This window comes from Microcella sp., from assembly GCF_025808395.1.
GTDB lineage: Bacteria > Actinomycetota > Actinomycetes > Actinomycetales > Microbacteriaceae > Microcella.
This window is the reverse complement of record NZ_CP075524.1, coordinates 2,029,247-2,041,977: the sequence shown is the minus strand read 5'-3', so window position 1 is coordinate 2,041,977 and position 12,731 is coordinate 2,029,247. Positions and strand designations below refer to the sequence as shown.

Genomic DNA, 12,731 nt, shown 5'->3' with positions numbered 1-12,731 from the left:
CTCGCCACTCGGGGCGACTAGGCTTCGCGCATTCCGCGGGTCTGGCGCCCGCCTGGCGAATCAGGAGCCCGACGATGACGCACCCCGCCGACGACGCAACGACTCGCATTCCGCCCCGCTGGTTCATTCGCGCAGCGTGGAGGGTGCACCGCATGATCTACCGGCTCTCGAACAGGCGCCGAGGTCTGCGCCGCCCCACGCCGACCCAGTACGGCATGATGGCCCTGCGCACCACGGGTCGTCGCACCGGCGACGAGCGGCTTGCGATCGTCGCGTATCTCGACGATGGCGACAACCTGGTGACGATGGCCATGAATGGCTGGCAGCAGGCACCGCCCGCGTGGTGGCTCAACCTGCAAGAGCAACCCGAGGCTCACGTCGAGCTTCGAGGCGAGCCCACCCCGCGACCAGTGCGGGCACGCGCGGCGGTAGGTGCTGAGCACGACCGCCTGTGGGCTGCCTTCCGCGAGCTCGCAGACGAGGGCGCTGACCTCGATGCACTCGCACGACTTCGGTCGAGTGCCACCCCTCTGGTGGTGCTCGAGCCCCGCACGCAGTGACCTCTCGGCCATCGGCTCTACGATGAGTCCATGACCTCAGGCACGACCGTCGACGCACCCGCGGTCGCCAGACCTGTGTGGCTCGGCCCCGTGCTGAGGGCGGTTCCGGCGATTCTCGTCGGCCTCGCCATCACCTTCACCGCCGACCACTCGGCGCTGCTCGGTCTCGTCATGCTGTCGATCTTCGGCCTCGGGTCGACGCTCGCGCTGCTCGTCACGAGCGTGCGTCTCGAGAGGTCAGAGCCGTTGCGGGGACTGCACCACGCACTCGCCCTGATCGCGGGGGTCGTCGGCGCGGCCTCGGCAGTGGCCGCCGCCACGCTGGGTTCTGCTCTGCCCGTGCTGCTGCTGCTCATCGGCGGGTACGCCGTGCTTGCAGGTGCCCTCGAACTGGTGTGGGGCATCCGTCACCGCGATCGAAGCCCGTTCGCACGAGACGGCATGATCATCGGAGTCGGCACGCTCGCCCTGGCCGTCGTGCTCGCGCTCGTTGCCGACCCGGTCAGCGCGGTCGGCTTCTTCGGCGCTTACGCCGTCGTGCTCGGGGTCTTTCTCGTCATCGCCGGGCTGAGCGCCCGGTGGGCAGCAGCGTCGTCGGAGGAATCAGCGTCATGACCGAACCCCAGAAGCGCCTCACTCTGAAGCCCGGCGAGCTCGTCGCGCTCGCGGGCATCATCGCCGTGTTCATCGGCGCGATCACGCTCATGGCCACGCGAGATCTCGTCATCGCGCTCATCGCGTTCGGCGCCACCTTCGTGTTCGACCTCGTGGCGCTCGCCATGCTCATGCTCGCGGTCACGCCGAACCGGCCCGCCGACGGCGAGCGTCAGCCCGAGACCGGCAACGACTAAGCTGGCCGACTACTCTGAGCCAGTCGTGTCGATGAAGTCGACGAGCTGCGACGCCGCGCCCGTGTAGGTCGACGGCGTCAGCTCACGAAGCCGAGCCTTGGCTTCGGGCGAGATGTCGAGGCCGTCGATGAACTCGCGCAACTCGTCGGCACCCACCCGGTTCCCGCGCGTGAGCTCTTTCAGCATCGCGTATGGATCGGCGATCGAGCTGCGGCCCGCGGTCACCTCGGCACGGATGACCGTCTGGATGGCCTCGCCCAGCACCTCCCAGTTGGCGTCGAGGTCGCGCCCGAGCGCTGCCTCGTCGATCGCGATCTCGCCCAGGCCCTTCTCGATGTTGTCGAGCGCGAGCAAGGAGTGCCCGAGAGCCACGCCGATGTTGCGCTGCGTCGTCGAGTCGGTGAGGTCGCGCTGCAGCCGCGAGGTGACGAGGGTCGCGGCGAGCGAGTCGAGCAGGGCGCTCGCGAGCTCGAGGTTCGCCTCGGCGTTCTCGAAGCGGATGGGGTTGATCTTGTGGGGCATGGTCGACGAGCCCGTCGCCCCCTCTTGCGGAATCTGCCGGAAGTAGCCCATCGAGATGTAGCTCCACACGTCGGTGCAGAGGTTGTGCAGCACTCGACCGACGTGGCTGATGCGCTGGTATAGCTGCGCCTGCCAGTCGTGCGACTCGATCTGCGTCGTGAGCGGGTTCCAGGTGAGCCCGAGCCCCGTGACGAAGTCGCGGGATGCGCTGATCCAGTCGTGGTCGGGGTCGGCGGCGAGGTGCGCCGAGAAGGTGCCGGTCGCGCCCGAGAACTTGCCCCGGTACTCGACCTCGTCGACCGTCGCGAGCAGCAGTTCGAGGCGGTGCACGACGACGGCGAGCTCTTTGCCCATCGTGGTCGGGGTCGCGGGTTGACCGTGCGTGTGGGCGAGCATCGGCACGTCGCGCAGCGCGAGCGCCTGCTGCCGCAGGGCCTCGACGACCGAGTGCACCTTGGGCAGCCAGACGTCGCGCACGGCAGCGCGAATGGTGATGGCGTATGCGAGATTGTTGATGTCTTCGCTCGTGCAGGCGAAGTGCGTCAGTTCGGCGATCTCGGTGAGCCCGAGGGCGGTGAGTCGATCGCGCACGACGTACTCGACGGCCTTCACATCGTGCCGGGTGACCGCTTCGCGCCGAGCGAGGTCGGCGATGTCGTCGTCGTCGAACTCGGTGACGAGCTGGCGAAGCTGCCGCTGCTCTTCGGGCGCGAGACGGCGTGCCCCGAACATCTCGCGGTCAGTGAGGTGAATGATCCACTCCACCTCGACCTGAATGCGGGCGCGGTTGAGCCCCGCTTCGCTCAAGTGCTCGCCGAGCGCTGAGACCTGCTGCTGGTACCGCCCGTCGAGCGGACTGAGCGGTTGCGTGCTGAGCGGACTCATGAGACTCCCTGTCGGATTCCTGGTTCGAGTTGTCTGAACAGCGCCTCGCACGCTCGTTCGATCATGCCGAGCACCGAGTCGAACATCGCGGTGTCAGAGTAGTAGGGGTCGGGCACGTCGATCACTCCGCCGTTCTCGGGGTCGAACGACATCAGCAGGTGCACCTTCGAGCGGGCCTCGTCGTCGGGCGCCCAGGTCTTGAGTATGCGCTCGTGGCTGCGATCGAAGGCGATGATGAGGTCGAGCTCGGCGAACCAGTCAACGTCGAACTGGCGGGCTCGGTGGCCGGCGCCGTTGTATCCGCGCGTCTTGAGCGACGCCACGGTGCGCGGGTCGCTGCGCTCGCCGACGTGCCACTCTCCGGTGCCGGCCGAGTGCACCGCGACGTGCTTTTGCCAGCCGCGAGCTCTGATCATCTCGCGGAACACCGCTTCGGCCATGGGCGACCGGCAGATGTTGCCGGTGCAGACGAAGCAGATGCGAAAGACCCCGGGTGTGGCGAGTACCCGGTCGAAGCTCATGGCTCCATTGTGTCGCAGTCGGCTCTCCTCCACACTCGGCGGTTCGCGCGACCTCGTGCCGGGATGTCGCCGGGCGACAGCGCTCGGCACGCCCGGCGCGGGCATGATCGGCTCCGCTGGCGGTGCGGCGATGAAGGAGGGCGGCGTGAACGAATCAGGTGGGGGATGCTCTACCGGCGGCCCGGCCTCGCACCGGGTCGCCGAACTGCGGCGCCAGGCGCGCGTCGCCGAAGAGCTCGGCGCACGGCTCGACGCGATGGCGCGAGGGCTGCCGGGGGCCGGTGATGTCGAGGGCTGGCGCGGCATTGCCAGCGACCTCTTCAGCTCAGGCCTGCACGAGCTGCAGGCCGAGGTCATCCGCGAGGCCGAGCGACTGCACAGCGTGTCGATGCAGTTCGAGGGTGCGGCCGCCGTGCTCGAGCGCGAGTCGGCACTGTTGGCCGCGCCGTGACGTCGGCGATCACGGTCGGCACCCGTTCCGAGGTGGCCACTGAGCACTTGAGCCGCCTTGCGGCGCGCCTGCAGTTCGCCTCGAGCGAGTGCAGCGAGATTTCGGCGAGGCTGCCTCGACTGCGCACCGATGACGCCGTCGGGCGCTCTGCAGATCTCGCCGACATCGAGCGGGGCATTCGCCGAGCGCGCGATCGATTCGATGAGCTCACGAATGCCCTGCGAACCGCGGTGAGCCTGTACACCGAGGTCGAGCGCACTGCTGCGAGAGCGGTCGAGGCAGTCATCGCACAACTCGCCGCCGCCGCAGGATTCTTGGCCGCGCGACTCGGAGTCGTGCTGCTGCCCGCTCTCGTGAACGCCGCGGTCGCGACCGCGGCCGTGTGGGCGCTGCTGCCGGAGTCGATGCGCGAACGGGTCGTCGAGGGCGCGTCGACGACCCTCGAGCACGCACTGCCTGCCGTGAGCGATCAGTCGCTCGTCGACTCGATCCGCATTGCGCTCTCGATGGTCGACGATGCGACGCTCGGTGCCCTCGGGGTGCCCCCGTCGCTCGTCGCTGCCCTCGGCGAGAGCGGACTCGGAGTCGTGCGCGTCGACTCGGCGGCGCTCGTCGTGCTCGGCCTCGCGGCACTGGCAGGGTCGACCGGTGTCGATCCGGTGCGGGTCACGATGGTCGGAGCCGATCGACGCCGCGGTGAAGGGTTCGACCCGGCAGCTCCGCCCACGTCGCTCGCCGATCGAGTCGCGCGCATTCCCGATGCGACCACGCCGATCGTGATCGAGCGCTTTCCGAATCCTGCAGGCGGCTGGCACTACGAGGTGTACATCGCGGGCACCGACTCGAAGGCTGCCCTCGGTGGAGATCGGCCGTGGGACATGCTGAGCAACATCGCGCTGGTCGCCGAGCAGCGGGCGAGCTCGCTGCAGGCGGTGCACGCGGCGATGAGGGCGGCCGGTATCGAGAGTTCGAGCTCGGTCGTCTTCACGGGCTACTCGCAGGGCGGAGCGATCGCGACCGCTCTGGCCGAATCAGGCGAGTGGTCGACGGCAGGGCTCGTGACGGTGGGGGCTCCCACGGGCGGCATGCCGGCGACGGGCAGCTACCCGGCGATCGTCATCGAGCACCGAGAAGACCTCGTGCCCGTGCTCTCAGGAATTCGTCGAGAGACCGCTGCCGTCATCGTGCGGGGTGATGCGTTCTCGAGCGGCCCCGCAGGAGATTCGGCGCTGCCCGCCCACGAGATCGAGCGGTATCGGGCGACCGCGGCGGCCGCAGACGCGCACGATCACGACGCGCTCCGGTCTGCCATCGACGCGCTGCCGCAGATCACGTCGACGGGCGAGCGCATGGCGTTCACCGCGGTGCGGGTGCCCGCGAACTCAGGGTGACCGAGTGGTCGTCGATCAGGTGCGCTTGCGCCCTACGAGTGGCCGCAGCAGCACCCCGATGAGCCAGCTCAGCAGGCCGAGCACGATCGCGCCGAGCACACCCCACCAGAATCCGTCGACCTCGAGTCCGAACCCGATGAGGCTCGAGATCCAGGCCACGAGCAGCAGCAGCAGCCCGTTGACGACGAGGGCGATGAGGCCGAGCGTCAAGATGTAGAGCGGGAACGCCACGATGCGGATGAGGTTGCCGATGATGCCGTTGACGAGGCCGAAGATGAGCCCGACCAGCAGGTAGGTGAGCACGAGAGCGACGGTGTCGCCTTCTGCGCCGTACGAGATCACCGAGACGCCTGCCACGATGAGGGTCGTCAGCCAGAGGGCGATGGTGTTGATGATGAGGCGGATCACGAAGCGGGCCATGGGTCAACTATGCCCAGACCGACGCCGTGGCCGCAAACGTCGAACGCGCGTCGATCGGCTCGCCGTAGGCTGTCACGGTGACCGCCCCCGTGCGCCTGCGACCCGAGATCGTGGCCCTGCCCGCCTATGCGCAGGGCAAGCCCGCGTCGCCCGAGGCCTTCAAGCTGTCGAGCAATGAGAACCCCGCGCCGCCGCATCCGGCGATCCTCGCCGCCATTCGAGATCTCGACATCAATCGGTATCCGGATGCCTCGGCGCTGGTCGTGCGCGAGCGACTGGCCGCCCGCCACGGCGTGTCAGCGGACGAGATCATCGTGGGTGCCGGATCCGTCGCAATTCTCGCGCAGCTGATCAGCGCCGCCGCAACGGTGGGCGACGAGGTCGTGCACGCCTGGCGAAGCTTCGAGGCCTACCCGGGCCTCATCACCGTGGCGGGGGCGACCGGGGTGCGCGTGCCTCTGACACCTGACGCTCAGCACGACCTCGCCGCCATGGCCGTTGCCGTCAACGACCGCACTCGCGCGGTGATCGTCTGCACGCCCAACAACCCGACGGGCACGATCGTCACGGCGCAGCAGTTCGCCGACTTCATGTCGGCAGTGCCCACCGATCTCATGGTCATTCTCGACGAGGCCTACGCCGAGTTCGTCTGCGACGAGTCCGCCGTCGATGGTGCGACGCTCGTCGGGCGATACCCGAACCTCGTCGTGCTGCGCACCTTCTCGAAGGCGTACGGGCTCGCCGGGCTGCGTGTCGGCTACGCCATCGCGCATCCCTCGATCGTTCAGGCCGCCCGCAGAACCGCGATTCCGCTCTCGGTGACCGAGGCATCGCAGCGGGCCGTGCTCGCCGCACTCGATCACGAGGACGAGCTGCTCGTCGAGGTCGCGAGCATCGCTGCGCGACGCGATGACGTGCGTGCGGCACTGCTCGAGCAGGGCTGGCAGGTGCCCGTGTCGCACGGCAACTTCGTGTGGTTGCCGACAGCCGCGGCCACCGCGGCGGCCGCGGCCGCGTTCGCCGACGCCGGGTTGATCGTGCGCGCCCTCGCGCCCGACGGCATCCGCGTGTCGATCGGCGAGGCGCAGTCTGTGGCAACTCTTGTGCGCGTCGCGGGCGAGGTTGTTCGAACCCTCTGACGGGTCGGCATATGGTCGGCCCTAGAGTGGAATCCATGTCGTACACGCCCGAGACCCTGCAGTTGCTCGCGCCCGACGGCACCCGGGTCTCGAGCGAGGCGACCGAGGCCTACCTGCCCTACGTCGACGCGCTCACCGAGCAGCAGCTGCGTGAGTTCTACCGCACGATGACGGTGATCCGCCGCTTCGACGTCGAGGCCGGAAACCTGCAGCGTCAGGGCCAGCTCGCGCTGTGGATTCCGAGCATCGGGCAGGAGGCGGCGCAGGTCGGCTCCGGCTTCGCGGCGAAGCCGCAAGACCACATCTTTCCGGCATATCGCGAGCACGCGGTGGGCCACATCCGCGGCCTCGACGTCGTGCAGATCATCAAGATGCTGCGCGGGCTGACGCACGGCGGCTGGAACCCGGCAGAGACCGGCAACTTTCACCTCTACACGCTCGTCATCGGCTCACAGGCCTTGCACGCCACGGGCTACGCGATGGGGGTGCGCTTCGACGGAGACGTCGGCACGGGCGACCCCGAGCGCGATACGGCCGTCATGGTCTACTTCGGCGACGGCGCCACGAGTCAGGGCGATGTCAACGAGGCCTTCGTCTTCGCGCAGAGCTATCAGACCCCGCAGGTGTTCTTCTTGCAGAACAACCACTGGGCCATCTCGGTGCCCGTGCACGTGCAGTCGCGCACGCCGTTGTTCCACCGGCCCCGCGGGTTCGGCATTCCGAGTGTGCAGATCGACGGCAACGACGTGCTCATGAGCTACGCGGCGACGGCGGCGAGCCTCGACGCCGCGCGCGGCGGTGACGGCCCGCAGTTCATCGAAGCGCTCACCTATCGCATCGGCGCGCACACGACGAGCGACGACCCGAGCAAGTACCGCGATGACGACGAGCTGCACTACTGGCAAGAGCGCGACCCGATCGCGCGGTTCGAGACCTACTTGCGCGGCCTCGGCGAGACCGACGCGTTCTTCACCGAGGTGCACGACGAGGCAGAGCAGTTCGCCTCTGAGGCGCGAGCCCGCACGCTGGCGCTCGAGCCGCCGCCGGCAGAGTCGATGTTCGCGCACGTCTACAGCGAACCGCACGCGGTGATGGATGCTCAGCGCCAGCAGTTCGCCGACTTCGAGGCCTCGTTCGAGGGTGGTGCCTGATGTCGAGCGAGACGCTCACGATGGCGAAAGCCCTCAACCTGGGGCTAGCGGCGGCTCTCGCCGCTGACGAGAAGGTGCTGCTGCTGGGAGAAGACATCGGCCCGCTGGGCGGAGTCTTCCGCGTGACCGAGGGCTTGCAGCGGCAGTTCGGCGCCCACCGGGTGCTCGACACCCCGCTCGCCGAGTCGGGCATCATCGGCACGGCGATCGGCCTCGCGATGCGCGGCTATCGGCCGGTCGTCGAGATCCAGTTCGACGGGTTCATCTTTCCTGGCTTCGATCAGATCACGACTCAGCTCGCCAAGCTGACGGCGCGGCACGAGGGTGCGCTGCAGCTGCCGGTGGTCATCCGGGTTCCGTACGGCGGCCACATCGGCGCTGTCGAGCATCATCAGGAGAGCCCGGAGGCGTACTTCGCCCACACGGGAGGCCTGCGGCTCGTGAGCCCGGCCACGCCGCACGACGCCTACTGGATGATTCAGCAGGCGATCACCTCGACTGATCCCGTGCTGTTCTTCGAGCCCAAGAGCCGGTACTGGCCCAAGGGCGAGGTCGACCTGTCGTCAGCGGGGGCCTCGATGCACGAATCGCGCATCGTTCGCCCCGGCACCGATGTCACGGTCGTCGGGCACGGCGCCATGGTGAGCATGCTGCTCGATGCGGCCGAGCTCGCCGCCGAAGAGGGCACGAGCCTCGAGGTCGTCGACCTTCGGTCGCTCTCGCCGATCGACTATGCGCCCCTGCTCGAGTCGGTGCTGCGCACCGGCAGGCTGGTCGTGGCGCAAGAGGCGCCCGGCTCGGTCAGCATCGGATCAGAGATCGCCGCGACGATCACCGAGAAGGCGTTCTACTCGCTCGAGGCTCCGGTTCTGCGGGTGAGCGGATACGACACGCCGTTTCCGCCCGCGAAGCTCGAGGGAGCCTATCTGCCCGACGTCGATCGCATTCTGCACGCCGTCGACCGCGCGCTGGCATACTGACCCTGGTCAGACTGGAGGACACCGTGAGCGTCTCAGAGTTTCCGCTTCCCGATGTGGGAGAAGGCCTGACCGAAGCCGAGATCGTGTCGTGGCGCGTCAAGCCGGGCGACACCATCACGATCAATCAGGTGATCGTCGAGATCGAGACGGCGAAGTCGCTCGTCGAGCTGCCGTCTCCTTTCGCGGGAACCGTCGACGCGCTGCTCGTCGACGAGGGCCAGACGGTCGAGGTCGGCACTCCGATCATCTCGGTGCGGGGCGATTCGTCGACCTCCGAACCGGAGCCTGTCACCGAGTCGACGACGGAGGCCGTGACCGACACGGCATCGAGCATCGCGCACGAGACAGAGAAGCCCGGAGCCGTGCTGGTCGGCTACGGCGCGAAGGGCCATGTCGCTTCGCGCCGCACGCGCGCCGCCGCCCCTGCGGCCCCCGCGGCGGCTCCCGCGGCGCCGAAGCCGAGCTCGATCCCTGCGGCCGAGGCGGCTCCGATCATCGCGAAGCCCCCGATCCGCAAGCTCGCGAAAGACCTCGACGTCGACCTCGCGGCTGTCACTCCGACGGGGCTGGCGGGAGAGATCACGCGCGACGACGTCATCAGGCACGCCCAGCAGGCGAGCGTCTTCCGCAATATCCAGACTCCCGAGTGGCCGAACGAACGCGAAGACCGCATTCCCGTGAAGGGGGTGCGCAAGGCGATCGCGGCGGGAATGGTCAAGAGTGCCTTCACAGCCCCGCACGTGGGCGTGTTCGTCGACGTCGACGCCACGCGCACGATGGAGTTCATCAAGCGGCTCAAGGCGAGCCCCGACTTCGCAGGCATCAAGGTCTCGCCCATGCTCATCATGGCGAAGGCGATGATCTGGGCGATTCGCCGCAACCCCACGGTCAACTCGACGTGGACCGACACCGAGATCATCGTGCATCACTTCGTGAACTTCGGCTTCGCAGCGGCGACCCCGCGGGGGCTCGTGGTGCCGAACATCAAGAATGCGCAAGACCTCAGCCTGCGCGAGCTCGCGCAGGCGATCGAGCACATGACGAACACCGCGCGCGAGGGCAAGCTGCAGCCCGCCGACATGGCAGACGGCACGATCACCGTCACGAACATCGGCGTCTTCGGCATGGATACGGGCACGCCGATCTTGAACCCCGGTGAAGTGGCGATCGTGGCGCTCGGCACGATCAAGCAGAAGCCGTGGGTCGTCGACGGCGAGGTTCGGCCGCGCTTCGTGACCACGATCGGCGGCAGCTTCGATCATCGCGTCGTCGATGGCGATGTCGTCAGCCGCTTCGTCGCCGATGTCGCGAGCGTCATCGAAGAGCCCGCTCTGCTGCTCGACTAACTGACGTCGTGCGGCTCGGGCTCGAGCAGCACGAGCGGGATGACGCGGTCGGTGCGCCGCTGATAGCCGGCGTAGCCGCGGTAGGCGGCGACAACGAGGGGCCACAGGCGCTCGCGTTCGTGCACGTCGGCGATTCGGGCGCGCATGGGGCGGGCGGGGCGGCCTGGTTCACCGACCTGCACGCGCGGGTCGGCCTCGAGGTTGAGAAACCAGGCAGGATGCGCATCGTCTCCGCCACGCGAGGCCACGATGACGAGACGGTCGCCATCGCGAACGGCGACAGTGAGCAGAGCGCTTCGGCTCTCGCCAGTGCGGCGCCCGCGGGTGATGAGCTCGATGACGGGCATGCTGCCGAGTCGAGAGCCCACGCGACCTCGAGTGAGACGCAGAAGTGCGCGATGCAGCTGGGTCAGGCTGAGCATCAGCCATCGGTTCGACACGTTGCCACGGTACGGGACGAGTCTGGACGTGAAGATGGTTTTGACAACCATTATCAATAGGACATACTCTCGAGGTCAGGTCGCCCGCGGCCGCACTGCCCTGTGATCCTCGACCGAGAGAGTGCTCGTCATGACTCACCGCATTCCTGCCGCCGCCGCGCTCGTCGCCGGTTCGGCCCTCGCCCTCGCCCTCACCGGGTGCGCATCGCCAGAAGCGCCCGCCGCCGAGGGACTCTCGATCGTCGCCACGACCACGCAGGTCGCCGACTTCACGCAGCAGATCGCCGGCGACGCCGCCCAGGTCACCTCGCTCATTCAGCCCAACCAGAGCTCGCACAGCTTCGACCCGACCGCGGCCGACCTCGCCGCCCTCGCCACCGCCGACGTGCTCGTCATCAACGGCGCCGGGCTCGAAGAGTGGCTCGAGAACGCCGTCGAGGCATCGGGGTTCTCGGGCACGACGATCGACGCGAGCTCTGGCGTCGCTCTGAGAGAGTTCGACGACGACCACGCGCACGACGACGACGACCACGCTGACGACCATGCGCACGACGACCACAGCCACGACGACCATGCGCACGACGACCACAGCCACGACGACCATGCGCACGACGACCACGCTGACGACCACGCGCACGATGACGACGACCACTCCGACGAGCACGACCACGCTCACGAGGGCGACGACCCGCACATCTGGACGAGCGTCGGCAACGCGATCGCCATGGTCGAGGCCATCGCTGCCGGTCTTGCCGATGTCGACGCCGAGAGCGCCGAGGCGTTCGACGCCAACGCCCAGGCCTACATCGCCCAACTCGAAGCGCTCGACGCCTGGATCATCGAGAACATCGAGCAGATCGACCCGAGCGAGCGCCTGCTCGTCACCAATCACGAGGCATTCGGCTACTTCGTCGACGCATACGACGTCACGTATGTCGGCGCGGTGATTCCGAGCTTCGACGACAACGCCGAGGTCAGCGCGGCCGATATCGACGCGCTCGTCTCGGCCATCCGCTCGAGCGGCGCAACGGCCGTCTTCTCTGAGACGACGCTCTCGCCGGCCGCGGCCGAGACGATCGCCGCCGAGGCGCGCGTCGACGTGTTCAGCGGTTCTGACGGACTCTACGGCGACTCGCTCGGCCCAGTGGGCAGCACGGGCGAGACCTACATCGGCAGCATGATCCACAACGTGACCGTGCTCGTGCAGGCCTGGGGCGGTTCGGTCACCCCGGTGCCCGCCGAGTTGTCACAATAGGGGAATGCCCGACACCGCAGTCTCGACGCCCGGCTCGCTCGTCGATCCGGGTGTCGCCGTGGCCGCCGCCGACGCCGCGTTCCGCTACGGCTCAGACGCGCCCGTCGCCACCGGCGTGACCGCCACGGTGGCGCCGGGCGAGGCGCTCGCGCTCATCGGCCCCAATGGCGCCGGCAAATCGACCATCATCCTGGGGCTTCTGGGGCTCACCACCCTGCACGCGGGCTCGCTCTCGGTGCTCGGCACCACTCCGGCGGCTGCTCGCGGCTCGATCGGCTTCGTGCCGCAGTCTCTGGCCCTCGACCCGCAGTTTCCGGTCACGCTCGAGCAAGTCGTGGCAATGGGGCGATACCGTCGCCTTCGCTGGCGCTGGCCCGGCCGTGACGACCGCCTCGCCGTGCGGCGCGCGCTGCAGCGAGTGGGACTCGACTCTCTGCGTCGGCGACGATTCGGGATGCTCTCTGGCGGCCAGCAGCAGCGCGGCCTGCTCGCGCGCGCTCTCGTGGCCGACCCGCGGCTCATGGTGCTCGACGAGCCGTTCAACGGCCTCGACCAGACGAATCGTGATGCCCTGCTCGACATCGTGCGTGAGCTGAAGTCGGCGGGGGTCGCGTTCGTGATCTCGACGCACGACCTCGAACTCGCGCAGGCGGTCTGCGACTCTGTGCTGCTCATCAACGGCGAACAGGTCGCGGCGGGGCCCACCGACGACGTGCTCACGCTCGAGAACCTCGAGCGCGTCTTCGCGGGCCATCAGGTCGAGCTCGACGAGCACACCGTCGTCGTGCCGCCGCACGAGGGCCACGCCTGACGGCGGGC

General features: G+C 68.4%; 15 protein-coding genes. 11 read left to right on the top strand and 4 right to left on the bottom strand.

Translation table 11 applies throughout. The features are described 5' to 3' along the window. Positions 1-74: 74 nt before the first annotated feature. Genes KIT89_RS09980 through KIT89_RS09970 form a run of 3 tightly spaced genes read left to right on the top strand, consistent with a single transcriptional unit; the run spans position 75 to position 1,411 of the window. Positions 75-560 carry a nitroreductase/quinone reductase family protein gene (locus tag KIT89_RS09980; RefSeq protein ID WP_297601004.1) on the top strand — a complete coding sequence of 162 codons (486 nt, stop codon included), beginning with the start codon at positions 75-77 and terminating at the stop codon, positions 558-560. Between the two features lie 30 nt (positions 561-590). After that, positions 591-1,175 (top strand): hypothetical protein, encoded by a 585-nt coding sequence (locus KIT89_RS09975; RefSeq protein ID WP_297601002.1) that lies wholly within the window; start codon positions 591-593, stop codon positions 1,173-1,175. Next, on the top strand, positions 1,172-1,411 hold the full coding sequence (locus KIT89_RS09970; RefSeq protein WP_297601000.1) for a hypothetical protein: 240 nt from the start codon (positions 1,172-1,174) through the stop codon (positions 1,409-1,411). The genes KIT89_RS09975 and KIT89_RS09970 overlap by 4 nt, the downstream gene beginning before the upstream one ends. Before the next feature lie 9 nt (positions 1,412-1,420). Here KIT89_RS09970 and purB read toward each other — a convergent pair whose 3' ends face one another. Both purB and KIT89_RS09960 read right to left on the bottom strand, forming a co-directional pair. Next, positions 1,421-2,818 (bottom strand): adenylosuccinate lyase, encoded by a 1,398-nt coding sequence (gene purB / locus KIT89_RS09965; RefSeq protein ID WP_297600998.1) that lies wholly within the window; start codon positions 2,816-2,818, stop codon positions 1,421-1,423. Then, positions 2,815-3,339, bottom strand: coding sequence for a low molecular weight protein-tyrosine-phosphatase (locus KIT89_RS09960; protein WP_297600996.1), 525 nt, complete (start codon positions 3,337-3,339; stop codon positions 2,815-2,817). The genes purB and KIT89_RS09960 overlap by 4 nt, the downstream gene beginning before the upstream one ends. Positions 3,340-3,484: 145 nt before the next feature. Here KIT89_RS09960 and KIT89_RS09955 point away from each other — a divergent pair, with 145 nt between their 5' ends. Both KIT89_RS09955 and KIT89_RS09950 read left to right on the top strand, forming a co-directional pair. Continuing rightward, a complete protein-coding gene (locus KIT89_RS09955; RefSeq protein ID WP_297600994.1) occupies positions 3,485-3,790 on the top strand; it encodes a hypothetical protein in 306 nt (101 codons plus the stop codon). Then, the gene (locus tag KIT89_RS09950; RefSeq protein ID WP_297600992.1) at positions 3,787-5,181 is read left to right on the top strand and encodes a hypothetical protein; all 1,395 of its coding nucleotides are present in this window, start codon (positions 3,787-3,789) and stop codon (positions 5,179-5,181) included. Before KIT89_RS09955 ends, KIT89_RS09950 begins: the two co-directional genes overlap by 4 nt. Positions 5,182-5,196: 15 nt before the next feature. Here the strand turns inward: KIT89_RS09950 and KIT89_RS09945 are convergent, their stop codons facing one another. Next, positions 5,197-5,601 carry a phage holin family protein gene (locus tag KIT89_RS09945; RefSeq protein WP_297600990.1) on the bottom strand — a complete coding sequence of 135 codons (405 nt, stop codon included), beginning with the start codon at positions 5,599-5,601 and terminating at the stop codon, positions 5,197-5,199. 77 nt (positions 5,602-5,678) lie between these two features. On the opposite strand from KIT89_RS09945, the gene KIT89_RS09940 reads away from it, so the two are divergent. From KIT89_RS09940 to KIT89_RS09925, 4 genes are read left to right on the top strand one after another with little or no spacing between them, the layout of a single operon-like run. Next, entirely contained in the window at positions 5,679-6,740 is a 1,062-nt protein-coding gene (locus KIT89_RS09940; protein ID WP_297600988.1) for a histidinol-phosphate transaminase, read from the top strand. 35 nt (positions 6,741-6,775) lie between these two features. Continuing rightward, entirely contained in the window at positions 6,776-7,891 is a 1,116-nt protein-coding gene (locus KIT89_RS09935; protein ID WP_297600986.1) for a thiamine pyrophosphate-dependent dehydrogenase E1 component subunit alpha, read from the top strand. Further along, on the top strand, positions 7,891-8,871 hold the full coding sequence (locus KIT89_RS09930) for a transketolase C-terminal domain-containing protein (protein ID WP_297600985.1): 981 nt from the start codon (positions 7,891-7,893) through the stop codon (positions 8,869-8,871). The genes KIT89_RS09935 and KIT89_RS09930 overlap by 1 nt, the downstream gene beginning before the upstream one ends. 23 nt (positions 8,872-8,894) lie before the next feature. Next, positions 8,895-10,217, top strand: coding sequence for a dihydrolipoamide acetyltransferase family protein (locus tag KIT89_RS09925; protein ID WP_297600983.1), 1,323 nt, complete (start codon positions 8,895-8,897; stop codon positions 10,215-10,217). On the opposite strand, the gene KIT89_RS09920 is transcribed toward KIT89_RS09925, so the two are convergent. Then, complete coding sequence (locus tag KIT89_RS09920) at positions 10,214-10,657, bottom strand: nitroreductase/quinone reductase family protein (RefSeq protein WP_297600981.1); 444 nt, start codon at positions 10,655-10,657, stop codon at positions 10,214-10,216. The two genes, KIT89_RS09925 and KIT89_RS09920, sit on opposite strands and share 4 nt — an antisense overlap. A gap of 130 nt (positions 10,658-10,787) precedes the next feature. Here KIT89_RS09920 and KIT89_RS09915 point away from each other — a divergent pair, with 130 nt between their 5' ends. Together KIT89_RS09915 and KIT89_RS09910 are read left to right on the top strand one after the other, a co-directional pair. After that, positions 10,788-11,912: a metal ABC transporter substrate-binding protein gene (locus tag KIT89_RS09915; RefSeq protein WP_297600979.1), complete on the top strand. Its 1,125-nt coding sequence runs from the start codon at positions 10,788-10,790 to the stop codon at positions 11,910-11,912. 4 nt (positions 11,913-11,916) lie between these two features. Next, positions 11,917-12,723, top strand: coding sequence for a metal ABC transporter ATP-binding protein (locus tag KIT89_RS09910; RefSeq protein ID WP_297600977.1), 807 nt, complete (start codon positions 11,917-11,919; stop codon positions 12,721-12,723). Positions 12,724-12,731: the final 8 nt, after the last annotated feature.

What these genes read in the sequence shown, in the direction of transcription:
- KIT89_RS09980 (WP_297601004.1), top strand. Translation starts at nt 75, where the DNA reads ATGACGCACCCCGCCGACGACGCAACGACTCGCATTCCGCCCCGCTGG.
- KIT89_RS09945 (WP_297600990.1), bottom strand. Translation starts at nt 5,601, where the DNA reads ATGGCCCGCTTCGTGATCCGCCTCATCATCAACACCATCGCCCTCTGG.
- KIT89_RS09935 (WP_297600986.1), top strand. Translation starts at nt 6,776, where the DNA reads ATGTCGTACACGCCCGAGACCCTGCAGTTGCTCGCGCCCGACGGCACC.
- KIT89_RS09910 (WP_297600977.1), top strand. Translation starts at nt 11,917, where the DNA reads ATGCCCGACACCGCAGTCTCGACGCCCGGCTCGCTCGTCGATCCGGGT.
- purB (WP_297600998.1), bottom strand. Translation starts at nt 2,818, where the DNA reads ATGAGTCCGCTCAGCACGCAACCGCTCAGTCCGCTCGACGGGCGGTAC.
- KIT89_RS09915 (WP_297600979.1), top strand. Translation starts at nt 10,788, where the DNA reads ATGACTCACCGCATTCCTGCCGCCGCCGCGCTCGTCGCCGGTTCGGCC.
- KIT89_RS09930 (WP_297600985.1), top strand. Translation starts at nt 7,891, where the DNA reads ATGTCGAGCGAGACGCTCACGATGGCGAAAGCCCTCAACCTGGGGCTA.
- KIT89_RS09960 (WP_297600996.1), bottom strand. Translation starts at nt 3,339, where the DNA reads ATGAGCTTCGACCGGGTACTCGCCACACCCGGGGTCTTTCGCATCTGC.
- KIT89_RS09970 (WP_297601000.1), top strand. Translation starts at nt 1,172, where the DNA reads ATGACCGAACCCCAGAAGCGCCTCACTCTGAAGCCCGGCGAGCTCGTC.
- KIT89_RS09975 (WP_297601002.1), top strand. Translation starts at nt 591, where the DNA reads ATGACCTCAGGCACGACCGTCGACGCACCCGCGGTCGCCAGACCTGTG.